Origin of the sequence: Arenimonas sp. (assembly GCF_035721105.1) — a bacterium.
GTDB lineage: Bacteria > Pseudomonadota > Gammaproteobacteria > Xanthomonadales > Xanthomonadaceae > Arenimonas.
Genome location: NZ_DASTNG010000055.1, coordinates 14,612 through 37,855, shown reverse-complemented (window position 1 = coordinate 37,855; position 23,244 = coordinate 14,612). Strand labels below are relative to the sequence as shown.

The 23,244-nt window shown below is 70.4% G+C and carries 24 protein-coding genes and 1 pseudogene; 8 read left to right on the top strand and 17 right to left on the bottom strand.

Features of this window, described 5'->3' with window-relative positions:
• Positions 1 to 100 precede the first annotated feature (100 nt).
• From phoU to pstS, 5 genes are all read right to left on the bottom strand, one after another.
• Positions 101 to 790 (bottom strand): phosphate signaling complex protein PhoU, encoded by a 690-nt coding sequence (gene phoU / locus VFQ84_RS08365; protein ID WP_325131150.1) that lies wholly within the window; start codon positions 788 to 790, stop codon positions 101 to 103.
• A gap of 15 nt (positions 791 to 805) precedes the next feature.
• Complete coding sequence (gene pstB, locus VFQ84_RS08360) at positions 806 to 1,621, bottom strand: phosphate ABC transporter ATP-binding protein PstB (RefSeq protein WP_325131148.1); 816 nt, start codon at positions 1,619 to 1,621, stop codon at positions 806 to 808.
• Complete coding sequence (gene pstA, locus VFQ84_RS08355; RefSeq protein ID WP_325131146.1) at positions 1,614 to 2,477, bottom strand: phosphate ABC transporter permease PstA; 864 nt, start codon at positions 2,475 to 2,477, stop codon at positions 1,614 to 1,616. Before pstA ends, pstB begins: the two co-directional genes overlap by 8 nt.
• Entirely contained in the window at positions 2,477 to 3,442 is a 966-nt protein-coding gene (gene pstC, locus VFQ84_RS08350) for a phosphate ABC transporter permease subunit PstC (protein WP_325131145.1), read from the bottom strand. Before pstC ends, pstA begins: the two co-directional genes overlap by 1 nt.
• Before the next feature lie 94 nt (positions 3,443 to 3,536).
• Positions 3,537 to 4,553 carry a phosphate ABC transporter substrate-binding protein PstS gene (gene pstS / locus VFQ84_RS08345; protein ID WP_325131142.1) on the bottom strand — a complete coding sequence of 339 codons (1,017 nt, stop codon included), beginning with the start codon at positions 4,551 to 4,553 and terminating at the stop codon, positions 3,537 to 3,539.
• Positions 4,554 to 4,837: 284 nt separating this feature from the next.
• Between pstS and VFQ84_RS08340 the strand changes: the two genes are divergently transcribed.
• Positions 4,838 to 6,148 carry an OprO/OprP family phosphate-selective porin gene (locus tag VFQ84_RS08340; RefSeq protein ID WP_325131140.1) on the top strand — a complete coding sequence of 437 codons (1,311 nt, stop codon included), beginning with the start codon at positions 4,838 to 4,840 and terminating at the stop codon, positions 6,146 to 6,148.
• Positions 6,149 to 6,385: 237 nt separating this feature from the next.
• On the opposite strand, the gene nth is transcribed toward VFQ84_RS08340, so the two are convergent.
• From nth to VFQ84_RS08310, 6 genes are read right to left on the bottom strand one after another with little or no spacing between them, the layout of a single operon-like run.
• Complete coding sequence (gene nth, locus VFQ84_RS08335; protein WP_325131138.1) at positions 6,386 to 7,027, bottom strand: endonuclease III; 642 nt, start codon at positions 7,025 to 7,027, stop codon at positions 6,386 to 6,388.
• The gene (locus VFQ84_RS08330; RefSeq protein ID WP_325131136.1) at positions 7,027 to 7,665 is read right to left on the bottom strand and encodes an electron transport complex subunit E; all 639 of its coding nucleotides are present in this window, start codon (positions 7,663 to 7,665) and stop codon (positions 7,027 to 7,029) included. Before VFQ84_RS08330 ends, nth begins: the two co-directional genes overlap by 1 nt.
• Positions 7,662 to 8,333, bottom strand: coding sequence for an electron transport complex subunit RsxG (gene rsxG / locus VFQ84_RS08325; protein ID WP_325131134.1), 672 nt, complete (start codon positions 8,331 to 8,333; stop codon positions 7,662 to 7,664). Before rsxG ends, VFQ84_RS08330 begins: the two co-directional genes overlap by 4 nt.
• Positions 8,330 to 9,376, bottom strand: a complete 1,047-nt coding sequence (locus VFQ84_RS08320; RefSeq protein WP_325131132.1) for an RnfABCDGE type electron transport complex subunit D — start codon at positions 9,374 to 9,376, stop codon at positions 8,330 to 8,332. The genes rsxG and VFQ84_RS08320 overlap by 4 nt, the downstream gene beginning before the upstream one ends.
• Positions 9,373 to 10,902: an electron transport complex subunit RsxC gene (gene rsxC, locus VFQ84_RS08315; protein WP_325131130.1), complete on the bottom strand. Its 1,530-nt coding sequence runs from the start codon at positions 10,900 to 10,902 to the stop codon at positions 9,373 to 9,375. The genes VFQ84_RS08320 and rsxC overlap by 4 nt, the downstream gene beginning before the upstream one ends.
• A 15-nt stretch (positions 10,903 to 10,917) precedes the next feature.
• Entirely contained in the window at positions 10,918 to 11,700 is a 783-nt protein-coding gene (locus VFQ84_RS08310; RefSeq protein WP_325131128.1) for an enoyl-CoA hydratase/isomerase family protein, read from the bottom strand.
• A gap of 161 nt (positions 11,701 to 11,861) precedes the next feature.
• Here VFQ84_RS08310 and VFQ84_RS08305 point away from each other — a divergent pair, with 161 nt between their 5' ends.
• The 3 genes and pseudogenes from VFQ84_RS08305 to VFQ84_RS08290 all read left to right on the top strand — a co-directional run bounded on the left by VFQ84_RS08305 (position 11,862) and on the right by VFQ84_RS08290 (position 14,278).
• The gene (locus tag VFQ84_RS08305) at positions 11,862 to 12,584 is read left to right on the top strand and encodes an FKBP-type peptidyl-prolyl cis-trans isomerase N-terminal domain-containing protein (protein ID WP_325131126.1); all 723 of its coding nucleotides are present in this window, start codon (positions 11,862 to 11,864) and stop codon (positions 12,582 to 12,584) included.
• 46 nt (positions 12,585 to 12,630) lie between these two features.
• Positions 12,631 to 13,433 (top strand): annotated as a pseudogene (locus VFQ84_RS08295) (CoA pyrophosphatase).
• Positions 13,430 to 14,278, top strand: a complete 849-nt coding sequence (locus VFQ84_RS08290) for a sulfurtransferase (protein ID WP_414637018.1) — start codon at positions 13,430 to 13,432, stop codon at positions 14,276 to 14,278. The pseudogene VFQ84_RS08295 and the gene VFQ84_RS08290 overlap by 4 nt, the downstream one beginning before the upstream one ends.
• Before the next feature lies 1 nt (position 14,279).
• On the opposite strand, the gene VFQ84_RS08285 is transcribed toward VFQ84_RS08290, so the two are convergent.
• The 3 genes from VFQ84_RS08285 to VFQ84_RS08275 are packed head-to-tail and all read right to left on the bottom strand — an operon-like array spanning position 14,280 to position 16,895.
• Positions 14,280 to 14,657, bottom strand: a complete 378-nt coding sequence (locus tag VFQ84_RS08285) for a hypothetical protein (protein ID WP_325131120.1) — start codon at positions 14,655 to 14,657, stop codon at positions 14,280 to 14,282.
• An 8-nt stretch (positions 14,658 to 14,665) separates the two neighbouring features.
• Positions 14,666 to 15,415 carry an enoyl-CoA hydratase/isomerase family protein gene (locus VFQ84_RS08280; RefSeq protein WP_325131118.1) on the bottom strand — a complete coding sequence of 250 codons (750 nt, stop codon included), beginning with the start codon at positions 15,413 to 15,415 and terminating at the stop codon, positions 14,666 to 14,668.
• Positions 15,416 to 15,425: 10 nt separating this feature from the next.
• On the bottom strand, positions 15,426 to 16,895 hold the full coding sequence (locus VFQ84_RS08275; protein WP_325131115.1) for a DUF4139 domain-containing protein: 1,470 nt from the start codon (positions 16,893 to 16,895) through the stop codon (positions 15,426 to 15,428).
• A gap of 122 nt (positions 16,896 to 17,017) precedes the next feature.
• Between VFQ84_RS08275 and VFQ84_RS08270 the strand changes: the two genes are divergently transcribed.
• Positions 17,018 to 17,377 carry a copper chaperone PCu(A)C gene (locus VFQ84_RS08270; RefSeq protein WP_325131113.1) on the top strand — a complete coding sequence of 120 codons (360 nt, stop codon included), beginning with the start codon at positions 17,018 to 17,020 and terminating at the stop codon, positions 17,375 to 17,377.
• A 3-nt stretch (positions 17,378 to 17,380) separates the two neighbouring features.
• On the opposite strand, the gene VFQ84_RS08265 is transcribed toward VFQ84_RS08270, so the two are convergent.
• The gene (locus VFQ84_RS08265; protein WP_325131110.1) at positions 17,381 to 17,779 is read right to left on the bottom strand and encodes a thioesterase family protein; all 399 of its coding nucleotides are present in this window, start codon (positions 17,777 to 17,779) and stop codon (positions 17,381 to 17,383) included.
• Positions 17,776 to 20,709, bottom strand: a complete 2,934-nt coding sequence (gene uvrA, locus VFQ84_RS08260) for an excinuclease ABC subunit UvrA (protein WP_325131108.1) — start codon at positions 20,707 to 20,709, stop codon at positions 17,776 to 17,778. The genes VFQ84_RS08265 and uvrA overlap by 4 nt, the downstream gene beginning before the upstream one ends.
• 244 nt (positions 20,710 to 20,953) lie before the next feature.
• Between uvrA and rplU the strand changes: the two genes are divergently transcribed.
• The 3 genes from rplU to cgtA all read left to right on the top strand — a co-directional run bounded on the left by rplU (position 20,954) and on the right by cgtA (position 22,766).
• Entirely contained in the window at positions 20,954 to 21,265 is a 312-nt protein-coding gene (rplU, locus tag VFQ84_RS08255) for a 50S ribosomal protein L21 (protein WP_325131106.1), read from the top strand.
• Positions 21,266 to 21,283: 18 nt separating this feature from the next.
• On the top strand, positions 21,284 to 21,544 hold the full coding sequence (gene rpmA / locus VFQ84_RS08250; RefSeq protein WP_034215066.1) for a 50S ribosomal protein L27: 261 nt from the start codon (positions 21,284 to 21,286) through the stop codon (positions 21,542 to 21,544).
• Positions 21,545 to 21,692: 148 nt separating this feature from the next.
• The gene (gene cgtA, locus VFQ84_RS08245; RefSeq protein ID WP_325131103.1) at positions 21,693 to 22,766 is read left to right on the top strand and encodes an Obg family GTPase CgtA; all 1,074 of its coding nucleotides are present in this window, start codon (positions 21,693 to 21,695) and stop codon (positions 22,764 to 22,766) included.
• A gap of 145 nt (positions 22,767 to 22,911) precedes the next feature.
• Here cgtA and rpsT read toward each other — a convergent pair whose 3' ends face one another.
• Positions 22,912 to 23,181, bottom strand: coding sequence for a 30S ribosomal protein S20 (gene rpsT / locus VFQ84_RS08240; protein ID WP_034215061.1), 270 nt, complete (start codon positions 23,179 to 23,181; stop codon positions 22,912 to 22,914).
• Positions 23,182 to 23,244: the final 63 nt, after the last annotated feature.

Genomic DNA, 23,244 nt, shown 5'->3' with positions numbered 1-23,244 from the left:
GAAAGAGACCCCTCGTGCGACGGGCGTTCGCCGCAAACGATCCCGGCGGAAAGAAGCCAGGAAAAAATTCGCGCCCGAAGGCTAGGGCACCGCGGCGGGCCTACTGCGAGGTCAGGTCGCGCTTCTCACGCTCGCCCTCGGGCTGCTCGCCGTGGACCAGGAACCAGGTGTTCTCGGCGATGTTGGTGGCGTGGTCGCCGATCCGCTCGATGTTCTTGGCCATGAACAGCAGGTGGGTGCAGGCCGTGATCTGGCGCGGGTCTTCCGCCATGTAGGTCAGCAGCTCCCGGAACAGGCTGGTGTACTGCGCGTCGAGCTCGGCGTCGCGGCTGCGCACGGCCATCGCGCGCTCCGCGTCGCGTTCGGTGTAGGCGGCCAGCGCCTCCCGGACCAGGGCGTTGGCCAGGTTGGCCAGCGCCGGCAGGCCACGGCCGACCGAGACCGGCGTGGTCTGGTTGAGCACGATGGTGCGCTTGGCGACGTTGGCGGCGTAGTCACCGATGCGCTCGATGTCGGCCGAGATGCGCAGCGCCGCGTAGACCTCGCGCAGGTCGCGCGCCATCGGCTGGCGCAGCGCCAGCAGGCGCAGCACGTCGTGGCTGACCTCGTGTTCGAGCGCGTCGATCGCCTCGTCGTTGGCCACCACCCGCATCGCGGCCTGGCTGTCGCGGCGCTGGAACACGTCCACGGCAGCGTCCAGCTGCGCGGTGGCGATCTCGCCCATGCGCTTGATCTCGCCGTCCAGGCGCTTGAGCTCGCTGTCGTAGCTCTTGACGATGTGGTCGTTCATGGCGGTGTCCTGTCCTTAGCCGAAACGGCCGGTGATGTAGTCTTCGGTCTGCTGCTTGGTCGGCTTGGTGAAGATGGTGGAAGTGACGCCGTGCTCGACCAGCTCGCCCAGGTACATGAAGGCGGTGTAGTCGGAGCAGCGCGCCGCCTGCTGCATGTTGTGGGTCACGATCAGGATCGTGAACTGCTGCTTGAGCTCCGAGATCAGCTGCTCGATCTTGCCGGTGGCGATCGGGTCGAGCGCCGAGGTCGGCTCGTCGAACAGGATCACCTCGGGCTTGAGCGCCACCGCGCGGGCGATGCACAGGCGCTGCTGCTGGCCGCCGGACAGGCCCAGGGCATTCTGCTTGAGCTTGTCCTTGACCTCGCCCCAGAGCGCGGCCTGGTTCAAGGCCTCTTCCACCCGCACGTCCATCTCGGCCCGCGAGAGCTTCTCGTAGTGGCCGATGCCGTAGGCGATGTTGTCGTAGATCGACATCGGGAACGGCACCGGCTTCTGGAACACCATGCCGATCTTGCTGCGCAGCTTGTTGAGCGGGTACTTCGGGTCGAGGATGTTCTCGCCGTCCAGGATCACCTCGCCGCTGGCCTTCTGGCCCGGGTAGATCGAATAGATCCGGTTGAAGATGCGCAACAGCGTGGACTTGCCGCAGCCGGACGGGCCGATCAGCGAGGTCACGCGCTTCTCGGGCACCACCAGGTTGATGTCCTTGAGCGCCGCGAAGTCGCCGTAGTGGAAGGCGAGGTTGCGCGCCTCGAGCTTGGCCGCGCGCGGCGCCAGCTCGTCGGCGACCTTCACGGCCGTGTTGAAGGCGATGGAAACGTCAGTCATGGCTCATCTTCTTGCGCAGCAGGAAATAGCGGGCGGTGAGGCTGACCAGCAGCACGAACACCGTGATCAGGAAGGCGCCGGCCCAGGCCAGCTGGTTCCAGTGCTCGAACGGGCTGAGCGCGAACTGGAAGATGGTGACGGGCAGGTTGGGCACCGCGCCGGCCAGGTCCATGCTCCAGTACTGGTTGTTGAAGGCGGTGAACAGCAGCGGCGCGGTCTCGCCGCTGATGCGCGCCAGCGCCAGCAGGATGCCGGTGATGATGCCGGGGGCGGCGGCGCGATAGAGGATCTGGGTGGTGACCTTCCACTGCGGGATGCCCAGCGACAGCGCGGCCTCGCGCATCTGGGTCGGCACCAGCCGCAGCATCTCGTCGGTGGTGCGCACCACCACCGGCAGCACGATGAAGGCCAGCGCGATGGCGCCGGCGAAGCCCGAGAAGCCGCCCGTGGTCCGCACCACCAGGGTGTAGACGAACAGGCCGAGCACGATCGAGGGCGCCGACAGCAGGATGTCGTTGACGAAGCGGATGACCTCGCCGAGCTTGCGGTGGTTGACGTACTCCGCCAGGTAGGTGCCCGCGGCGACGCCGATCGGCGCGCCCAGCAGCACGGCCAGGCCGCTGATCAGCAGGCTGCCGGCGATGGCGTTGAGCAGGCCGCCGGTGTCCTGCCCGGGCGGCGGGGTCATCTCGGTGAACAGCTGCAGGCTCATCGCGTCCACGCCCTTGGTGAACGTGGTCCACAGGATCCACACCAGCCAGAACAGGCCGAACAGCGTGGCCAGCCCGGACAGCACCAGGGAGGCGCCGTTGATGATGCGGCGCTTGAGGAACAGGCGGTCGGCGACGGCGGACATCAGTTGCCCTCCCGCTTCTTGAGCTGCATCAGCATGAGCTTGGCGATGGCCAGGACGATGAAGGTGACCGCGAACAGCAGGAAGCCCAGGGCGAGCAGCGCCGACTGGTACATCGAGGTGGTGGCTTCGGCGAACTCGTTGGCGATCGAGGCGGCGATCGAGTTGCCCGGCTCCAGCAGCGACGCCGAGATGCGGTGGGCATTGCCGAGCACGAAGGTGACGGCCATGGTCTCGCCCAGGGCGCGGCCCATGCCCAGGAAGATGCCGCCGATCACCGCCGAGCGGGTGTAGGGCAGCACGATGTCCCAGACCACCTCGGTGGTGGTGGAGCCCAGCGCGTAGGCCGACTCCTTCAGGCGGGTCGGGACGGTGAGGAAGACCTCGCGCATCACCGAGGAGATGAAGGGGATGACCATGATCGCCAGCACGATGCCGGCGGTGAGCATGCCGATGCCCAGCGGCGGGCCGGCGAACAGGAAGCCGAACACCGGCAGCGGGCCGATGTTCTCGTCCAACCAGGGGTAGACATGGTTGCCCAGGATCGGCGCGAGCACGAACAGGCCCCACATGCCGTAGATGATCGAGGGGATGCCGGCCAGCAGTTCGATGGCGGCGCCGAGCGGCTGCCGGATCCAGGCCGGCGCCACCTCGGTGAGGAAGAGGGCGATGCCGAAGCTCACCGGCACGGCGATGATCATCGCGATGGCGGTGGTGACGACGGTACCGTAGATGGCGACGAGCGCACCGTACTGCTCGGTGACCGGATTCCATTCGGTCGAGACCAGGAAGCCCCAGCCGAACTCCGAGAAGGCCTCGCGGCCGCCCCAGTACATGGACATGGCCGCCAGGAACAGCGTGATCAGCACGAACCAGCCGGCGATGGCGACGATGTTCCGGAAGATCCAGTCGCCGGCGCCGTCGATGAAGCGCGCGGGCGGAGCTGGCTTGGCGGTGGCGGTGGTCATTCGCGGCGGTCTCGTGGGAGGGGCACGGCGTGGCGGTGTCACTTACAGCGACGCGCGCGCCGGTGAGGGCGCGCGCGTCCGGGTCAGGCGGGGCTTACTTCAGCGAGCTGGCCCAGTAGGCCTTGATCTGCTCGACCAGCGGGGCCGGCAGCGGCACGTAGCCGAGGTCGGTGGCCTGCTGGGCGCCGTTGTCGTAGACCCAGGTGAAGAACTCGCGCGCCGCCTTGGCGTTCGCCGGGTTCTTGGGTTTCTTGGACATCAGCATGAAGTTGGTGGCGGTGATCGGCCAGGCCTGCTCGCCCGGGGCATTGGTCACGATCAGGAAGAAGTCCTGGGACTTGGTCCACTCGGCGCTGGCCGCGGCGGCCTGGATGGTGGCGTCGGACGGCTGCACGAAGTTGCCGGCGGCGTTCTGCAGCTGGCCGTAGGCGACCTTGTTGGTCAGCGCGTACGACAGCTCGATGTAGCCGATGGCGCCCTTGAGCTGCTTGACGTAGGCGGTCACGCCTTCGTTGCCCTTGCCGCCCACGCCGACCGGCCAGCGCACCGAGGTGCCTTCACCGACCTTGGTCTGCCACTCCGGGCTGACCTTGGCGAGGTAGTTGACGAAGTTGAAGGTGGTGCCCGAGCCGTCCGAGCGGTGCACGACGCGGATGGCCAGGTCCGGCAGCGACAGGCCCGGGTTCAGGGCGACGATGGCCGGGTCGTTCCACTTGGTGATCTTGCCCAGGTAGATGTCGGCCAGCAGCGGGCCCGTGAACTTCATCTGGCCCGGCTGCACGCCGGCCACGTTGACCACCGGCACGATGCCGCCCATCACGGACGGGAACTGGATCAGGTTCGAGGCGGCCAGGTCGGCCGGCTTGAGCGGGGCGTCGGTCGAGCCGAAGTCCACGGTGTTGGCCTTCATCTGGGCGATGCCGCCGCCCGAGCCGATCGACTGGTAGTTGATGCGGTGGCCGGTGGCGGCGTTGTAGTCGGCCGACCACTTGGACATCACCGGGAACACGAAGGACGCGCCGGCGCCCGTGATCTCGGCGGCCTGGGCGGCGGTGGTAAGGCTGGCGGCGAGGGCCAGGGTGGCCAGGCTGCGCTTGAAGTTCTTGAGCACGGTAACGACTCCTCGGGATGGTATGGACGGCGTCGGAGGGGGTCCCCCGATGGCGGCCATTACAGGTCGCTTGGGTGACAAGCCTGTTGCTCGAACATGACAGCCGTATGACAGTGTCGCCGGGGCCCGGACGGCGCCGTCATGGGACTGTCATGAAACGCACAAGTCAGCGTCACATCCCGGGAGCAGCCTGTGCACGCTTAACCGCCCCGTAACGGTCCGGGCAGGGGTCGTCGATCACGACGCTGCGCCGGACTGCACCTTACCTACCAGGAGTTACCGTCATGCGTCTGACCACCTTGGCTGCCGCCGTCGCCCTCGCGATCACTGGCCTCAGCACCGATACCGCCTTCGCCCAGGACACCGCGGCCAGCAACCAGGAAATCGCCGAACTGCGCGCCCAGGTCGCCGCCCTCATGACCCGCATCGACGACCTCGAGGCCCGCGACGACGCCCAGAGCGGCATCAACATCGACACCGCCGAGGCGCTCAAGGCCCAGGTCGCCACCCAGCCCAAGGTCGAGACCAAGGGCGGCCTGAAGGTCACCTCCGCCGACGGCAACTTCTCGATGAGCGTCGGCGGCCGCCTGCACTTCGACGGCTACGCCTTCGACGAGGACGTGGCCAGCGCCACCGGCACCACCGAGTTCCGCCGCGCCCGCCTCACCCTCGGCGGCAGCGCCTGGGGCTGGGAATACAAGATGGAGCAGGACTTCGCCGCCGGCAGCAACCTCGACGGCCTGCGTGACCTCTACATCGCCAAGCAGTTCGGCGCCGGCAAGCTGACCATCGGTCACTTCAAGCCCTACCGCTCGATGGAAGAGCTGACCAGCTCGAACGAGATCCTGATGATGGAGCGTCCGTTCGCCTCGGCCACCGGCCTGTTCAGCGGCCGCCAGTTCCAGCAGGGCGTGGGCTACCAGGTCGCGGGCAGCAACTACTCGATCGGCGGCACCGTGTTCAACCTGCGCGGCGCCGCCAGCCCGCGCAACGAGGGCATGGGCGCCTCCGGCCGCGCCACCTGGGCGCCGATCATGAGCGGCACCCAGACCCTGCACCTGGGCGGCTGGATCAGCCACGAGAACGCCAACGCCGGCTCGGCCAACCTGTCGGCCTCGGCCAACTACGCGGGCCGTCGCGGTCCGTCGCAGTCCATCGCCAGCACCACCGGCGCCAGCGGTGAGCAGGTCGACGCCTATGGCCTGGAGCTGGCCGGCCAGTTCGGCCCGCTGTTCTTCCAGTCCGAGTACGCCAACGCCTCGTTCGGCCAGCCGGTCGGCGCCGACCAGGACGTCGAGACCTACTACGTGCAGGGCAGCTGGATGCTCAACGGCGGCCAGAAGGTCTACAAGCCGGGCACCGGCGTGTTCGGTTCCCCGAAGGTGGGCGCCGATGGCCTGTGGGAGCTGACCGCCCGCTACGACCACATCGAGAACCAGGACCTGCTCAACCGCGAGGCCGAGTCGATGATCCTGGGCGTGAACTACTACATCAACTCCAACCTGCGGGTGATGTTCAACTACACCCAGGGCGAGAACGAAGTCACCGGCGACGAGACGGCGCAGTACGCGGTCCGGACCCAGTTCAACTTCTGATCCGCGTTGTTTAGCGGTGGGTTTTGGGAAGCCCCTGGCCTTGGCCGGGGGCTTCTTTTTTGACGCGGATTAACGCGGATGAACGCGGATAGAGCAAAAGCCATTAGATGGGAGGGTCGCGTCCCCGGATAGCCGCCGTCGCCTGATGCTTCAATTTATATTCTTTGTATTCGTTCTATTCGCTCTATCCGCTTTTATCCGCGTCCAAAAACGCTCTTCCCCCAACCACCCGACCAGCTACCCAGACGCAGGAGTCTTGTCGCGAAAGCGGCAGAGGTCGCGTATGACGCACTGCGGGCAGTCCGGCTTGCGGGCCTTGCAGACGTAGCGGCCGTGCAGGATCAGCCAGTGGTGGGCGTCCAGTCGGTATTCGGCCGGCACCGCCTTGAGCAGTTTGTCCTCGACCGCGCGCACGGTCTTGCCCGGCGCCAGGCCGGTGCGGTTCGAGACCCGGAAGATATGCGTGTCCACCGCGATGGTGGGCTCGCCGAAGGCGGTGTTGAGCACCACGTTGGCGGTCTTGCGGCCGACCCCCGGCAGGGCTTCGAGCGATTCGCGGTCGCGCGGCACTTCGCCGCCGTGCTGCTCGACCAGGATCCGGCAGGCAGCGATGACGTTGGCGGCCTTGGCGTTGAACAGGCCGATGGTGGCGATGTACTTCTTCAGGCCATCCTCGCCCAGCGCCAGGATCGCGGCGGGCGTGTTGGCCACCGGGAACAGCTTGCGGGTCGCCTTGTTCACGCCCACGTCGGTGGCCTGGGCCGACAGCGTCACCGCCACCAGCAGTTCGAACGGCGTCGTGTACTCGAGTTCGGTGGTGGGCCGGGGGTTGAGTTCCTTCAGGCGCGCGAACAGCTCGCGGCGCTGGTCGGCCTTCATCATCGCGCGGCCTCCGCCTGGCGCAGCCGCCAGGCCTGGCGGATCGCAATCAGACCGGCCAGCACCACGAACGCGCCGATCGGCAACACCGCCAGCAGGAAGCCCGGAAAGCCCGGTGCCGAGAATTCCAACGCGGGCACCCCGAGCAGCGGGCCGGCGCCCGCGAACAGGCTGCCTTCGCCGACCAGCTCGCGCACCGCGCCGATCGCCAGCAGCACCCACAGGAAGCCCAGGCCGATCGCGAAGCCGTCCAGCGCCGCCCGCCCGGGCGAATGCCGCGAGGCGAAGGCCTCGGCCCGGCCCATCAGCGCACAGTTGGTGACGATCAGCGGGATGAAGAGGCCCAGCACCGCGTGCAGTTCGGGCAGCCAGGCCCGCATCGCCAGTTCGATCGAGGTCACCACCGCGGCGATGATCATCACGAAGGCGGGGATGCGCACGTCGCGCCGCGTCAGCCGGCGCACGCTGGCGACGGCGGCATTGGTGCAGGTCAGGGCAAGGACCGTCGCCAGCCCCAGGCCCAGCGCGTTCACCGCGTTGTTCGACACCGCCAGCAGCGGGCACAGGCCCAGCAGCTGCACCAGGCCGGTGTTGCCGCTGGACAGGCCGTATTCGAGGATGGCGCGGGGCGTCGTCATCGGGCGGGCGCCGGGTCGGGGGCGGTGGGGATGCGCAGTGTATCGCCGGCCGGCGCCGCGCGGATCGCGTCGCCGTGCCGGGCGACGAAGCCGAGCGCGCGCTGCACCGCCCGCACCACCGCCCGCGGCGTCACCGTGGCGCCGGCGAACTGGTCGAAGTCGCCGCCGTCCTTGCGCACCGCCCAGCCGGCGGCCGGCGGGTCGCCCAGGGCGCGGCCGCGGAAGCGGGTGATCCAGTCGCTGCGCCCGGCCTCGATGTCGTCGCCCAGTCCCGGCGTCTCGCGGTGCGCGACCACGCGCACGCCCAGCACGGTGCCCGCGGGGTCCACCGCCACCAGCAGCCGGATCGGGCCGCCGTAACCGTCGGGCGCCACCGCCTCGAACACCAGCGCGCTCGGTTCGCCGCCGCGGCTGGCGCGGTAGACGGTCGTGGACTCACTGCCCAGCCAGGCCGGCGCCTGCACCTGGATCGCGTCGGCCAGCAGGTCGTTGTCGTAGCGGTCGGCGGGCAGCACGACTTCGAGCGCCTGCATCTGCGCGCGGTGTTCGGCGGCGACGATGCGGTCGCGGGTCAGCCAGGTGGTGCCGGCCAGCAGGGCGGTGGCCAGCAGCGCCGCCAGGCCCAGCTGCAGGCCGGCGCGGAAGGCTTCGCGCGGGGCTTCGCTCACGGCCGCGGGCCTTCACCGAAGATGCGCGGCCGGGAGTAGCGGTCCAGCCACGGCGCCGCGCAGTTCATCAGCAGCACCGCGAACGCGACGCCGTCGGGGAACGCGCCCCAGCGCCGGATCACCAGCGTCAGCACCGCCACGCCGGCGCCGAACAGCAGCCGCCCGCGCGGCGTGGTGCAGCCGCTGACCGGGTCGGTGGCGATGAAGAACGCCGCCAGCACCAGCGCGCCCGAGAACACGTGCTGCAGCGGGAAGGGATGCAGGTCCGGGTCGTACAGCCAGAACGGCAGCGTCAAGAGCACCGTCGCGCCCAGCGTCGCCACCGGCACCTGCCACGGGATCACGCGCTTCCACAGCAGGAACAGCCCGCCGAGCGCGTAGAAGTTCGCCACCCATTCCCAGCCGCGCCCGCCGAAGTCGCCGAACAGCGGCTGGCCGCGGATCTCGGCCAGGGTGGCGCCCTGGTGCGACAGGGTCCGCACGGTATCGAGCGGCGTCGCCTGCGCCAGCATGTCCCAGCCCCAGGGCGGCGGCAGCTCGCCGGTCAGGATAGCGCGCAGCGAATCCATGAGTCCGGGCACCGCCAGCGCCGGGTCCAGCCCGGCCGGCGGCAGCCACTGGGTGAAGGCGCGCGGGAAGCACAGCAGCACCACGGCCACGCCCACCATCGCCGGGTTGAACAGGTTGTGTCCCAGTCCGCCGTACAGGTGCTTGGCGAACACGATCGCCGCGAACGCGCCGATCGCCGCGAGCCACCACGGCGCCAGCGGCGGCATCGACAGGGCGAACAGCACCGCGGTCAACGGTGCGCTCAGGTCGCCGAGGAAGGGCTTGAGCGGTCGCCCGCGCAGCTTGAGCATCGCGGCCTCGAAGCCCAGCGCGAACAGAACCGCCAGCAGCACCTGCACCAGCACGCCGGGCCCGAAGAACCAGGCCTGCGCAGCCGTGCCCGGCACCAGCGCCAGCAGCACCAGGCCCATCACCGCGCGCACGCTGCGCGCGGCAGGCAGGTGCGGTGCGGCGGCCGTGTCGAAGGTCCTCATGGCGTGGTCCCGCCGTCGTCTTCGGTGGCGGGGCCTGCGTCGCCGTCGCCGGTCCTGCGCGCGCGCGCCCGCGCCAGCGCGGCGGCGACCGCTTCGGGCTGGGCAGCACCGGCGCGGCGTTCGGCCAGCCGCTGCTCGCGCTCGTCGGCCTCGCGCTGCAGGCGCTGCAGCCGCGATTCGTAGCGTTCGCGGGCGGCCTCCGCGCGCCCGGCCTCGGCGGCGCGCAGCCGCAGCGCCGACTTGCCGTGGCGGAAGTGCGCGGTCAGCGGGATGTGGCTGGGGCAGGCCAGGTCGCAGCAGCCGCATTCGATGCAGTCGAACAGGCCTTGGTCGCGGGCCTCGTCCAGGCGATCGGCGCGCACTTGCCACAGCAGCTGCTGCGGCAGCAGCCGGGCCGGGCAGGCGCTGGCGCAGTCGCCGCAGCGGATGCAGGGCATCTCGTCGCCCACGGGCCGCAGGTCGGCGTCACCCAGCACCAGCACGCAGTTGTCGGGCTTGCCGAGGGTGAACTGGTCGTGCGGCAGCGCCAGGCCCATCATCGGCCCGCCCAGCAGCAGCCGGCGCGCGGCGTCGGTGTAGCCGCCCGCCTGTGCCACCAGGTGCGCGACCGGCGTGCCCAGCGGCACGATGAAGTTGCCGGGCCGGGCGACGCCCGGCCCGGTGACGGTGACGATGCGCTCGAGCAGGGGCTCGCCGTGCGCCACCGCGCGCCAGGCGGCGCGCGCGGTCGCCACGTTCTGCACGATCACGCCGATGTCGCGGGGCAGTCCGGCGCGCGGCACTTCACGCCCGGTGAGCGTCCGGATCAACTGGCGTTCGCCGCCCTGCGGATAAATCGTCGGCACCGCGACCACGTCGATCCGGCCGTCGCCCTGCGCCTGGCAGGCGGCGCGGGCCGCGGCCAGGGCCTCGGGCATGCTGTCCTCTATCGCCAGCAGCACCCGGGCGGCGCCGACCACGCGGGCCATCACCCGGCCGCCGAGCACCACTTCGTCCGCGTGCTCTCGCAGCAGGGCATCGTCGCAGGCGATCCAGGGCTCGCACTCGGCGCCGTTGAGCACCAGCAGTTCGCGCCCTACCGACAGCTTCTCGGCAGTCGGGAAGCCGGCGCCGCCCAAACCGACCACGCCGGCGGCGCGGATGCGCTCGCGCAGCGCCTCGGGCGACGCGGTGTCGGGATCCAGCGCAGGCCAGCGCGGGGCCTCGGCCCCACCTTGCGGCACCAGCACGATGTGCGCGCCCTGGCGGCCGGGTGGGGCGGCCGGATCGCCCGGTTCGATCGCCTCGACGCGGCCGGCGCAGGGGGCATGCAGGTCGGCGCTCAGCTCGCCGTCGGCGCTGGCGATCCGCTGGCCGCGCGCCACCCGGTCGCCGGGCGCCACGCAGGGCAGGGCGGGTGGCCCGGCGTGCTGCTGCAGGGCCAGCCGCAGCCGCGCCGGCATTGTCACCGGCTGCAGGCCGCCCGCGGTCGAGACGGCCTTGTGGCCGGCCAGTCGCAGGCCACCGGGGAAGGAATGCAGGAGCACGCCCGGGACTCGTCCTCAGCGGCCGGTGAAGGTCGGGCTGCGGCGGGCCAGAAAGGCCGCGGTGCCTTCCTTCATGTCCTCGGTGCCGAAGGTGACCGCGAATACCTGGGTCTCGAAGGCCAGGCCGGCGTCGAGCGCGGCTTCGCCGCCCACCAGCACGGCGTCGAGGATCCCGCGCAGCGCCTGCGGGGCGGCCTGCGCCAGCTGGTGGGCCAGCTTCATCGTCTCGGCCTCCAGCTCGGCCGCCGGCACCACCCGGGTCACGATGCCGAGCGCCGCGGCGCGGGCGGCGTCGATCGGCTGGCCCAGCAGGCAAAGCTCCAGCGCCGCCGGGCGCCCGGCCAGGCGAAGCAGGCGCTGGGTGCCGCCGAAGCCCGGCACCAGGCCCAGGTTGATCTCGGGCTGGCCGACCTTGGCGGTGTCGGCGGCCAGGCGCAGGTGGCAGGCCATCGCCAGCTCCAGGCCACCGCCCAGCGCGAAGCCGTTGACCATCGCGATCACCGGCTTGCCCAGCTGCTCGATCCGGCTCATCAGCTGCTGGCCGTGGCGGGAGAAGTCACGGGCCTGGGCCGGCCCGAGGCCGTTCATCTCGGCGATGTCGGCGCCGGCCACGAAGGCCTTCGGCCCGGCGCCGGTGAGCACGACCACGCGGACGCCGTCGTCGGCGGCGGCGGCGGCGAACGCCTGGTGCAGTTCGGACAGGGTGTCGTGGTTGAGGGCGTTGAGCTTGTCGGGGCGGTTGAGCGTGATCCGGCGGACGGCGCCGGCGTCCTCGACGAGGAGATTGCGGAAGGTCATAGGGACTCCGTTCGGGCGGGGATTCAGGGAACTCTTGGCGTCCGCGTGGGTCGGACAGGGGCGCCTGGCCCGTGTCAGTAGCGGTTCAGCCGTGCGGGGGATATCCTAGCGCGGCCTTTGGGACGCCACAGCGCCCCCTTTTCACCACTGGAGATTTCCTGATGAAGTTGCGTCTGTTGGCTGCCTCCCTGGCGGCCCTTGGTCTCGGTGCCGGCGTTGCCGTTGCCCAGACCGCCCCGGCTCCCCAGCAGCAGGCCCCCGCGCCGGCGCCCCTGGACAAGGCCGTCCTTAGCTACGCGATCGGCTACGACCAGGGTTCGGGCCTGTCCCAGCTCGGCGCCGACGTCGACATCAACGCCGTCATCCGCGCGCTCCAGGACGGCTACGCCAAGAAGGCCCCGGCCTACCCGGCGCAGCAGATGGAAGCGCAGATCGCCGGCCTGCAGCAGCGCATGACCGCCAAGGTCCGCGCCGAGATCGAGACCGCCGCGCGCGAGAACCGCGCCAAGTCCGAGGCCTTCCTGGCCGCCAACCGCACCAAGTCCGGCGTCATCACCCTGCCGACCGGCGTGCAGTACCGCATCATCGAGACCGGCACCGGCGCCAAGCCGACCCTCGAGAGCACGGTGCAGGTGCACTACCGCGGCTCCGTGTCGACCGGCAAGGAGTTCTTCAGCACCTACGCGCAGGAAAATCCGGAGCCGTCGACCTTCAAGCTCGGCGATTTCCCGATCGAAGGCGCCCGCGACGTGATGCTGATGATGCCGGTCGGTTCGCGCTGGGAAGTCTTCGTGCCGCCGAGCAAGGCTTTCGGCGACAACCCGCGCCCGGTGGGCCCGGGCCAGGCCCTGGTGCTCGACATCAAGCTGGTCAGCGCCAAGTAATCCCGCAGGCCGCCGCGCCCCGGCGCGGCGGCCCTGCCTTGCCTGCATGCAAACCCCTTACCGCGCCGTCCTCAGCCCCTGCGTCGGGATCTGTTCCCTGGATGCCGAGGGCCTGTGCGAAGGCTGCCACCGCACCACCGCCGAGATCGCGCGCTGGTCGCAAATGAACGACGACGAGCGCCTGCAGCTGATGGACGTCGTCCTGCCGCGTCGCGAGGCGCAGCGGGTGTGAGCCCGCGGTCCGATCCGTTCGAACGCCTTCCCCGCGCGCTGCATCCGCTCGACCAGCCCCCGACCGGGCCTGCCTGGAACCACGCCGAACTCGCCGACCTGCTGCCGGCGGACGTACCGCTGCGCCTGGCCGCCGTGCTGGTGGCCCTGGTCGAACGCGAGGGCGGGCCGCGGGTGCTGCTGACCCGGCGCACCGAAGCGCTGCGCCTGCACGCCGGCCAGGTCAGTTTCCCGGGCGGCCGCATCGAGGCCGACGACGCCGACCCGGTGGCCGCGGCGCTGCGCGAGGCCGACGAGGAAGTCGGCCTGGCCGCCGCGCAGTCCTCGCCGCTGGGCTACCTGGATCCCTTCGTCACCATCACCGGCTTCCACGTTTACCCCGTGGTCGCGACCGTGGTGGCGGACTACCGGCCGCGGCTGGATCCGTCCGAAGTCGCCGAGGCCTTCGAGGTGCCGCTCGACTTCCTGCTCGATCCCGCCAACGTGCACGAGCTCGAAGTGGACTGGCACGGCCGCCGCCGCCGGCTGCTCGAGTACCGCTACGACGGCCACCGCATCTGGGGCGCGACCGCGGCGATGCTGGTCAATTTCCGCCAACGCCTGGACCTGGCCCGGTGAGTGGCGGCCCGCTGGTGTCGGTAGAGGCCCTGGCGCCCGCGCTGGCGCGGGGCGTGGTGCTGGTCGACTGCCGGTTTTCGCTGGCCGATGCCGGCGCGGGCGAACGCGCCTGGCGCGAAGCGCACCTGCCCGGCGCGGTGCATGCGGACCTGGATCGCGACCTGAGCGACCATCGCCAGCCGGCGGCCCTGGGCCGGCATCCGCTGCCGGCCGCCGGGGATTTCTGCGCGCGGCTCGCGCGCTGGGGCATCTCGCCCGATACCGAAGTGGTGGCCTACGACGCCGGCGACGGCGCGATGGCGGCGGCGCGGTTCTGGTGGCTGATGCGGCTGCTGGGGCACGCGCGCGTCGCCGTGCTCGACGGCGGCCTGGCGGCGTGGACGGCGCAGGGCTTGCCGCTCGAGTCGAAGCTGCCGTCGCCCGCGCCCGCACGCTATGAGGGCGCGTTCGACCTGCGCCAGGTGGTCGGTACCGACGAGGTGCTGGCCCGGCTGTCCGGGTCTCCGGGCTGGCTGGTCGACGCCCGCGCCGGCGAGCGCTTCCGCGGCGAGGTCGAGCCCCTGGATCCCGTCGCCGGGCACATCCCGGGCGCCGTGAACCGGCCGTACACCGCGAACCTGGCCCAGGGCCGCTTCAAGCCGGCCGAGGTGCTGGCCGCCGAGTTCGGCGAACTGCTGGCCGGTCGGTCGCCGGAGACGCTGGTGCTGTCCTGCGGCTCGGGCGTCACCGCCTGCCACCATGCGCTGGCGATGGCGCAGGCCGGCCTGCCGGGCGCCAGGCTCTATGCGCCCTCGTGGAGCGGCTGGACCAGCGATCGCGGCCGGCCGGTCGCCACCGGCGCCTGATTCAGAGCCGAAGCACTTCGCCCGGTTCGCCGGTGGGCACCACCGGCAGGATGTCGACCCGCGTGAGCTCCACCCCGTCCACGGTCATGCGCCAGCGGCCATCGACCTGGCGCGGCGGGTGGCTGACCTCGAAGTGGGCGCTGAGCAGGCCCACGCCGATCTTGAAGCCGTCCTCGGTGAAGGAATGGCAGGCACCTTCGATCGACAGCCGCGACTGGCCCGTCACCCGCTCGTAGTCGGCGTGGCCGTTGGCGCGGATCACCAGCAGGGTGCCGTCGCCGCGCCAGTGGCCGACGTAGTTCGCGTAGTCCACCGGCACCGGCTTCGCGCAGGCCACCAGCCAGAGGCAGGCGAGCAGCAGCAGCGCGCGCGGGACCATCGCGACACTCACTTCTTCAGCCGCGCCACCAGCGCCTGCAGCGCGGCCTGGGTGCCCGGGGCGTACCAGTCGTCGATGAAGCCGTCGAGCTGCGCATCGTCGAAACCGCGCAGCGCCGCGACCAGGTCGGCGCGGGCGATGCGGCGGGTGGCCAGCATCGACGCCGCCGGCAGCGCCAGCAGCTCTTCCAGCCAGTGCTGGGCGCGCACGACCACGTGCTCGGCCTCGGTGAGTTCATCGACCAGGCCGATGGCCTGGGCGGTCTCGGACTCGACCAGCGCGCCGGACACCAGCAGGCGTTCGGCGCGGTAGGGACCGACCACGCGGCGCATCAGGTGCTGGATCGCGTCGGGGGCGACCAGGCCCACCTGCACTTCGTTCAGGCCGATGCGGAAGGGTCCGCGGGCCATGATGCGGTAGTCGCAGCACAGCGCCAGCACGCAGCCGCCGGCGGGACTGTGGCCACCGATCGCGGCCACCACGGGCACGGGGCAATCGGCGATGGCGCGCGCGGCGGCGAACAGCGAGGCCCAGCCGGCCACCAGCGCGGCGCGGTCCAGGCCCATCAGGTGCGGCACGTCCATGCCGCCGGAAAACACCCGGCTGCCGCCGGTGAGGATGATGCCGCGGGCGCCGTCGGCCGGGGCCGCCTGCACGGCGGTGCGCAGCGCCGACAGCAGCTCCGGCGTCAGTGCATTGACCGGCGGGCGGGCCAGCCGGATTTCCTGGATGTGTCCGTGGCGGTGGAGTTCGATCATGGCCGGGCCTTCAGTCGATGCGTACGTCGGGGGCCCAACGATACCGCACCGTGTAGGTCAGGCGCGCCTCGCCGCCGGCCGGCACCGCCAGGTCGAAGCGCGCCGACTGTGCGTCGCGCTCGGCGGGCTGCACCGTGGCCGAGACGATCTCCCAGTCGCTCCAGCGCGGCATGGCCTCGTGGATGCGCACGGTGGCGGCCTCGTCCTTGGCGTTGCGCACGAGCACGCTGATGCGCTCCTCCATCTGGCGGCCGGCGCGGTCGACGCTGAAGGCTTCGCGCTTGCGCTCGGCGGTGAGGTCGAACACGGTGCCCAACGCGAGTTCGACCTCGGCGTTGGCCGGGGTATGGCCGAGCATCGCCTCGCCGAGCAGGTTGCCGCCGTCGAACACGCGGACGCGGCCGGCCGGCAGCGGCAGGCCGAGGCCGGCCTTCTTTGCATTGGTGAAGTCCAGGCCGGCGATCACCGGCTGCTCGCCTTCGACGGCATTGAAGTTGGCGTCGATCATCGGCTGCGGCGGGCGCCAGTCGCCGATCGCGGCGCGGGTGTCATAGCGGCGGCTGCAGTCGATGCCCCGTGCCGGCGCGACCAGCGGGATGCGCTGCAGGCTGCCCTGGGGCAGGTTGGCGCTGCCGGGGATGCGGTACGCGTGGTATTCGCCGGAGGCTTCGGCCTGCGGCGCCGGGGCGGCCATCGCGTCCATCATGATCTCGTTGCGATAGGCCTTGGCCATGCGCGGTCCCGAGGCCTGGGTGCGGTTGGGTTCGCCCGCCACCAGCACCAGGGCCACGTCGTTGAAGTCGGCGCCGGCGCGGTTGGCCACCATCGCCGCGCCCTCGAGGTCCATGCGGCAGGCGCGGGCGCCACCGGACAGATCCACCTGGTAATCGGCGCGCCAGGCCAGGCCGGCGGTGGCGTAGGCGAGGTCGAAGGACTGGCGGCCGGCGCGGCCGGCCGCGAGGGTCCAGCTGAGCGTCGGCTCGTTCACCAGGCCTGCGGGCAGGCGCGGCAGTTCGAAGTTCGAATAGTTGGCCAGCACCTTCACCCGGCCGTCGGGCAGGCGCAGGGTCAGGCCGCTGCCGGCCGCGAGCAGGACGCCGGTGTAGGACTGCCGGGTGTCGCCGACAGACTGCTCGACCGTGACGATCTGGCCGAGCGTGCGGCGCAGCAGGTCGTCCTGCCCGGCCAGGGCGAAGTCGAAGCGCTGGCCCTGCACGCGCGCATCGCCCTCCGGGCGCAGGCGCACCGTGCTGGCGTCGAGCGCGGCCGGCAGGCCGCCGAGCTGCACTTCGTTGCTGCCGCTGGCGAGGTCGAAGCCGATCGCCCGGCTGACCAGGGCGTAGCCGGGTCCACCGGGCATGGCCTCGGACTGGACCACGGCGTCGTAGTCGCCGCTGTAGAGGGTGAGGGTGGTGTCGGCGGCCTGGGCAGCGGTGGCGGTGGCCAGGGTGACGGCGGCGGCGAGCAGGGTGCGTTTCATCAACAACTCCTTGAGGCGCGTGGGATTATCATAGGCGCATGAACGCACTTCGCCTTGCCCTGGGGTTAACGCTCGTCCTGTCGGCTTCAGCCGCCGTTGGGGCACCTGTCGATTGCGCACCCGTGATCGAATCGCCGTGGGTGCGCGCCGCGCCGCCGGGCGCCGCCTCGCTGGCCGGCTACCTGGTGCTGCGCAATCGCTGCGCGGCGCCGGTGGAAGTGGCCGACGTCGAAAGCATGGACTTCGGCATGCCGATGATCCATCGCACGGTGGTCGAGGACGGCGTCAGCCGGATGCGGCCCGCCGGCAAGCTGGTGGTCGCGCCGGGCGGATCGCTTCGCTTCGAGCCCGGCGGCCTGCACCTGATGCTGATGCGTCCGCTGCAGCCACTGGCCGAAGGCGACGTTGCGCGCATCCGCCTGGTCCTGGCCGACGGTCGCCGCGTGTTCGCGACCTTCCCGGTGCGCCGCGAGGCGCCCTGAGGCTCAGCCGCCGCAGGCGGCGCGCACCTTGTCCGGCAGCGGCACCGACTGGCCGCTGCGCTCGATCCACACCAGCACGGTGTGGCCGTCGCAGTAGACGATGGACGGATCCGCCGCCGACAGGATGCGGTGGCCCAGGGTCAGGCTCTTGCCGCCGACGCGTTCGGCGAACAGCTCGATGCGCAGCGTCTCCGGCCAGTGCGCCGGGCGCCGGTAGTTCACCGTCACCGAGGCCATCACCGGCGCCGAGGTCTCGCCGGCCCAGTCGGTGGACAGCGACTTGAACCAGCGCACGCGCGCCTCCTCGATGTAGCCGAGGTAGCTGGCGTTGTTGACGTGGTTGAAGGCATCCATGTCGCGCCAGCGCGATTCGATGTCCAGGGTGTAGACGGTCGGGTTCATGCGGATTTCCTGGTCTTCTTCGCGGGCGCGGACTTCTTGTCGGCGGCCTTGGGCGGCAGCCCCGTGGCCTTGGGCTGGGCGGCCTTGCGGGTCGGCAGCACGGTGTCGGGCGCGAGCATCTTCGACAGGAAGCGGCCGGTGTGGGACGCGGCGACGGTGGCCAGGTGCTCGGGCGTGCCTTCGGCCAGGATCCGGCCGCCGCGGTGGCCGCCCTCGGGGCCGAGGTCGATGACCCAGTCGGCGGTCTTGATCACGTCCAGGTTGTGCTCGATCACCACGATGGTGTTGCCGTCGTCGCGCAGCTTGTGCAGCACGGCCAGCAGGTGCTCGATGTCGTGGAAGTGCAGGCCGGTGGTGGGCTCGTCGAGGATGTAGAGCGTGCGGCCGGTGTCGCGGCGGCTGAGCTCCTTCGACAGCTTCACGCGCTGCGCCTCGCCGCCCGAGAGCGTGGTCGCCGACTGGCCCAGCTTGATGTAGCTCAGGCCCACGTCGACCAGGGTCTCGAGCTTGCGGGCGAGGGTGGGCACCGGCTCGAACAGCTTCAGCGCGTCCTCGACCGTCATCTCCAGCACGTCGTGGATGGTGTAGCCCTTGTAGCGGATCTCGAGCGTCTCGCGGTTGTAGCGCTTGCCGTGGCAGACGTCGCAGGGCACGTAGACGTCGGGCAGGAAGTGCATCTCGACCTTGATCAGGCCGTCGCCCTGGCAGGCCTCGCAGCGGCCGCCGCGGACGTTGAAGCTGAAGCGGCCCGGCGAGTAGCCGCGGGCGCGCGCCTCGGGCACCTGCGCGAACAGCTCGCGCAGCGGCGTGAACAGGCCGGTGTAGGTGGCCGGGTTCGAGCGCGGCGTGCGGCCGATCGGCGACTGGTCGATGTCCACGACCTTGTCGAACAGGTCCATGCCCTGCAGCTCGCGGTAGGGCGCGGGCGTGTGCGAGGCGCCGTTGAGCTCGTTCGCGGCCAGGTGGTAGAGCGTGTCGTTGACCAGGGTCGACTTGCCGGAACCGGACACGCCGGTGATGCAGGTGAACAGGCCCGCCGGGATCGCCAGGTCGACGTCCTTGAGGTTGTTGCCGCTGGCGCCGAGCAGCCGCAGCATCATCTTCGGGTTGGGCTTGTGGCGCTGCTTCGGGATCTCGATGCGGCGGCGGCCGGAGAGGAAGGCGCCGGTGATCGAACGCGGGGCCTTGAGCACGTCCTCGTAGTTGCCCTGGGCGATCACCTCGCCGCCGTGCACGCCGGCGCCGGGGCCGATGTCGACGATGTGGTCGGCCAGGCGGATGGCGTCCTCGTCGTGCTCGACCACGATGACGGTGTTGCCCAGGTCGCGCAGGCGGGTGAGGGTGCCGAGCAGGCGCTCGTTGTCGCGCTGGTGCAGGCCGATCGAGGGCTCGTCGAGCACGTACATCACGCCCACCAGGCCGGCGCCGATCTGGCTGGCCAGGCGGATGCGCTGGGCTTCGCCGCCCGACAGCGAGTCGGCCTTGCGCTCGAGCGTGAGGTAGTCGAGGCCGACGTCGACCAGGAAGCGCAGGCGGTCGCGGATTTCCTTGACGATCTTGGCGGCGATCTCGCCGCGCCAGCCGGCCAGGCTCAGGTGCGAGAAGAAGGCCAGCGACTCGTCCACCGGCAGCTGGGTGAGCTGCGAGAGGTTGCGGTCGGCGACCAGCACGTTGCGGGCCGAGCGGTTCAGGCGCGCGCCGCCGCAGTCGGGGCAGGGGCGGTCGGAAATGAACTTGGCCAGCTCTTCCTTCACCACCTGCGATTCGGTCTCGCGGTAGCGGCGCTCGAGGTTGGGCACGATGCCCTCGAACACGTGCTTGCGCTGGGTGCGGCCGCCGGATTCGGTGAGGTAGGTGAAGGTGATGATGTCCTCGCCGCTGCCGTAGAGCACGGCCTGGCGCACCTGTTCGGTCAGCTCGTTCCAGTGGGTGTCGGGGTCGAAGCCGTAGTGCTTGGCCAGCGAGGCGATGAGCTGGAAATAGTAGGCGTTGCGGCGGTCCCAGCCGCGCACGGCGCCGGCGGCCAGGCTCAGCTCGGGGTGCACCACGACGCGGCCCGGGTCGAAGAACTGGGTGATGCCCAGGCCGTCGCAGGTGGGGCAGGCGCCCATGGGCGAGTTGAACGAGAACAGGCGCGGCTCGAGCTCGGGCAGGGCGTAGTCGCAGACCGGGCAGCTGAACTTGGACGAGAACAGCAGCGGCGCCGCCGCGGCGTCGTCGAGGTCCTGGACCTGGGCCAGGCCGTCGCCCAGCTTGAGCGCGGTTTCGAAGCTTTCCGCCAGCCGCTGCTTGATGTCGTCGCGCGGCTTGAAGCGGTCGATCACGGCCTCGATGGTGTGCTTCTGGCGCAGGGCCAGGGTGGGCACGGCGTCGAGCTCGTGCAGCACGCCGTTCACCCGCACCCGCACGAAGCCCTGGGCGCGCAGTTGGTCGAAGACCTGGGCGTGCTCGCCCTTGCGGTCGCGGATGACCGGCGCCAGCAGCATGTAGCGGCGGTCGGCGGGCAGGGCCAGCACCTGGTCGACCATCTGGCCGACGGTCTGGGCCTCGAGCGGGTAGTGGTGGTCCGGGCAGCGCGGGCTGCCCACGCGCGCGAACAGCAGGCGCAGGTAGTCGTAGATCTCGGTGATGGTGCCGACGGTCGAGCGCGGGTTGTGCGAGGTGGACTTCTGTTCGATCGAGATGGCCGGCGACAGGCCCTCGATGTGGTCCACGTCCGGCTTTTCCATCACGCTCAGGAACTGCCGGGCATAGGCCGACAGCGACTCGACGTAGCGGCGCTGGCCCTCGGCGTAGATGGTGTCGAAGGCCAGGGAGGACTTGCCGGACCCGGACAGGCCGGTGATGACGATCAGCTTGTCCCGGGGCAGGTCCAGGTCGATGTTCTTGAGATTGTGGGTGCGGGCACCGCGGATGCGGATCGTGTCCATGCGCCTGGGGGCGGCTCCGGAGGGAAGAACCCGGCAGTCTACCAGCCCGCTGTCGGCAGCCCGTGACTCCCCGTCACCCGCCCCCAACCCCCGCCACGTCAATGACTTACGACCAATCAAATGAACCAGGTTCATTTGATTGGTCGAACGGTTTGACTGGTAAGGGGTTTTTGGCGATAATTCCGCTCCTGTCCGTCGACCGCGGGCAGGCGTTGGTCAAAATAACTACAGAGGAATCCTGGTCATGTATGCAGTCATCGTTACCGGCGGCAAGCAATACCGCGTCATGCAGGGCGAGACCCTGAAGGTCGAGAAGATCGACCTGGAAGAAGGCAAGAGCTTCGACATCGACAGCGTCCTGATGGTGGGCAATGGTGACAAGGTCACCGTCGGCACCCCGAACGTCGCCGGCGCCAAGGTCACCGCGACCGTCAAGTCGCACGGCCGCCTCGACAAGGTCCGCATCGTCAAGTTCCGTCGCCGCAAGCACCATCGCAAGCAGATGGGCCACCGGCAGTACTTCACCGAAATCGAAATCACCGGCATCGCCGGCTAAGCCCGAGGAGATAACGTCATGGCACAGAAAAAAGGCGTAGGCTCGTCCCGCAACGGCCGCGACTCCAACCCGAAGTACCTGGGCGTCAAGATCTACGGCGGCCAGGCCATCGAAGCGGGCAACATCATCGTCCGCCAGCGTGGCACCGAGTTCCACCCCGGCATGGGCGTCGGCCTCGGCCGCGACCACACCCTGTTCGCCCTCGTGGACGGCGTGGTGGACTTCTCGGTCAAGGGTCCGAACAAGCGTCGCACCGTGAGCGTGGTCCCGGCGGCCTGAACCCCGCCCGGTACCGCCTGAAGGGCCCCGCTTCGGCGGGGCTTTTCGTTTCAGAATCCGGCTGGTCCCGGCCCGCGCCCTTCACGGCGCGGCGCGGACGGCCCACAATCGCGGCGAACGTCCCGTTCCGCCGCCCGGGAAGCACCCAGTGAAATTCGTAGATGAAGCCCAGATCCTGGTCATCGCCGGCGACGGCGGTAACGGCTGCATCAGCTTCCGGCGCGAGAAGTTCATCCCGCTCGGCGGTCCCGACGGCGGTGACGGCGGCAATGGCGGCAGCGTCTGGCTCGAGGCCGACGAGAACCTCAACACCCTGATCGACTTCCGCCACCAGCGCCAGTTCCGGGCCCAGCGCGGCCAGAACGGCATGGGCCGGCAGGCCTTCGGCAAGGCCGGCGAAGACGTGGTGATCCGCGTGCCGATCGGCACCGAGGTCATCAACGTCGAGACCGACGAGATCATCGGCGACCTCACCGACCACGGCGACCGGCTGCTGGTCGCGCAGGGCGGCGTCGGCGGCAAGGGCAACGTGCACTTCAAGAGTTCGGTGAACCGGGCGCCGCGCAAGGCTGGCACCGGCACCCCGGGCGAGGAGCGCGAGATCCGTCTGGAGCTCAAGCTGCTGGCCGACGTCGGCCTGCTGGGCTTCCCGAACGCCGGCAAGTCCACCTTCATCCGCGCCGTCTCGGCCGCGACCCCGAAGGTCGCCGATTACCCGTTCACCACCCTGTACCCGAACCTGGGCGTGGTCAGCGTCGAGATGGACCGCAGCTTCGTGATCGCCGACATCCCCGGCCTGATCGAGGGCGCCGCCGACGGCGCCGGCCTCGGCAGCCTGTTCCTGCGCCACGTGCAGCGCACCCGCGTGCTGCTGCACCTGGTGGACATGGCGCCGTTCGACGATGGCGTGGATCCGGTGCAGCAGGTGCGGGCGATCGAGAACGAGCTGCGCAAGTACGACCCGGGCATGCTGGAAAAGCCCCGCTGGCTGGTGCTCAACAAGTGCGACCTGATCCCCGAGGACGAGCGCCAGGCGCGCGCCGAGGCGGTGGTGGCGGCGCTGGACTGGAAGGAACCCTGGTTCATGGCCTCGGCCATCGGTCGCGACGGCACCTGGCCGATCGTGCTCAAGATCCAGCAGTTCTTCGACGACAAGAAGGCCGCCGAGCTGGAGGCCGCGGAGGACGCGGCGGCGCGCGCGGAGATGTCCCGCAATGCCTGAGTCCGGCGTGCAGCGTGCCGGCGCGGCCGGCGGGTTCCCGGGCCGGGCCGCGGTCCGCCGGATGCCTGGATCGCAGGCAGCAAAAAGGCCGGCTTTCGCCGGCCTTTTCTCGCCGATCGGCCGGGCGCCCGAGGGCGCCGCGGGATCAGGCCTGCTTCAGCGCCTTAATGTGGGCGCTGATGCGGCTCTTGTGGCGGGCGGCCTTGTTGCGGTGGATCAGGCCACGGGCCGAGTAGCGGTCCAGGATCGGCTGGGCGGTCGCGAAGGCGGCTTCGGCGCCGGCGGCGTCCTTGGCTTCCAGGGCCTTGATGACCTTCTTCACGGCGGTGCGCAGCATGGAGCGCTGGCTGGCATTGCGGGCGTTGCGGACGACGGTCTGCTTGGCGCGCTTCTTGGCGGACTTGATGTTGGCCACGGAGGGCTCCTGAAATCGATGATGGATAGCCGGATCGGTGCAAACCGGCGGGGAAAATGGGGG

Bases quoted from the DNA above. Each gene is read 5' to 3' on its own strand.
- rplU (WP_325131106.1), top strand. From the start codon at position 20,954: ATGTATGCAGTCATCGTTACCGGCGGCAAGCAATACCGCGTCATGCAG.
- rpmA (WP_034215066.1), top strand. From the start codon at position 21,284: ATGGCACAGAAAAAAGGCGTAGGCTCGTCCCGCAACGGCCGCGACTCC.
- phoU (WP_325131150.1), bottom strand. From the start codon at position 790: ATGAACGACCACATCGTCAAGAGCTACGACAGCGAGCTCAAGCGCCTG.
- pstC (WP_325131145.1), bottom strand. From the start codon at position 3,442: ATGACCACCGCCACCGCCAAGCCAGCTCCGCCCGCGCGCTTCATCGAC.
- VFQ84_RS08265 (WP_325131110.1), bottom strand. From the start codon at position 17,779: ATGAACCCGACCGTCTACACCCTGGACATCGAATCGCGCTGGCGCGAC.
- VFQ84_RS08305 (WP_325131126.1), top strand. From the start codon at position 11,862: ATGAAGTTGCGTCTGTTGGCTGCCTCCCTGGCGGCCCTTGGTCTCGGT.
- uvrA (WP_325131108.1), bottom strand. From the start codon at position 20,709: ATGGACACGATCCGCATCCGCGGTGCCCGCACCCACAATCTCAAGAAC.
- pstA (WP_325131146.1), bottom strand. From the start codon at position 2,477: ATGTCCGCCGTCGCCGACCGCCTGTTCCTCAAGCGCCGCATCATCAAC.
- VFQ84_RS08340 (WP_325131140.1), top strand. From the start codon at position 4,838: ATGCGTCTGACCACCTTGGCTGCCGCCGTCGCCCTCGCGATCACTGGC.
- VFQ84_RS08310 (WP_325131128.1), bottom strand. From the start codon at position 11,700: ATGACCTTCCGCAATCTCCTCGTCGAGGACGCCGGCGCCGTCCGCCGG.
- pstB (WP_325131148.1), bottom strand. From the start codon at position 1,621: ATGACTGACGTTTCCATCGCCTTCAACACGGCCGTGAAGGTCGCCGAC.
- VFQ84_RS08275 (WP_325131115.1), bottom strand. From the start codon at position 16,895: ATGAAACGCACCCTGCTCGCCGCCGCCGTCACCCTGGCCACCGCCACC.
- nth (WP_325131138.1), bottom strand. From the start codon at position 7,027: ATGAAGGCCGACCAGCGCCGCGAGCTGTTCGCGCGCCTGAAGGAACTC.
- VFQ84_RS08285 (WP_325131120.1), bottom strand. From the start codon at position 14,657: ATGGTCCCGCGCGCGCTGCTGCTGCTCGCCTGCCTCTGGCTGGTGGCC.
- VFQ84_RS08330 (WP_325131136.1), bottom strand. From the start codon at position 7,665: ATGACGACGCCCCGCGCCATCCTCGAATACGGCCTGTCCAGCGGCAAC.
- VFQ84_RS08280 (WP_325131118.1), bottom strand. From the start codon at position 15,415: ATGATCGAACTCCACCGCCACGGACACATCCAGGAAATCCGGCTGGCC.
- VFQ84_RS08320 (WP_325131132.1), bottom strand. From the start codon at position 9,376: ATGAGGACCTTCGACACGGCCGCCGCACCGCACCTGCCTGCCGCGCGC.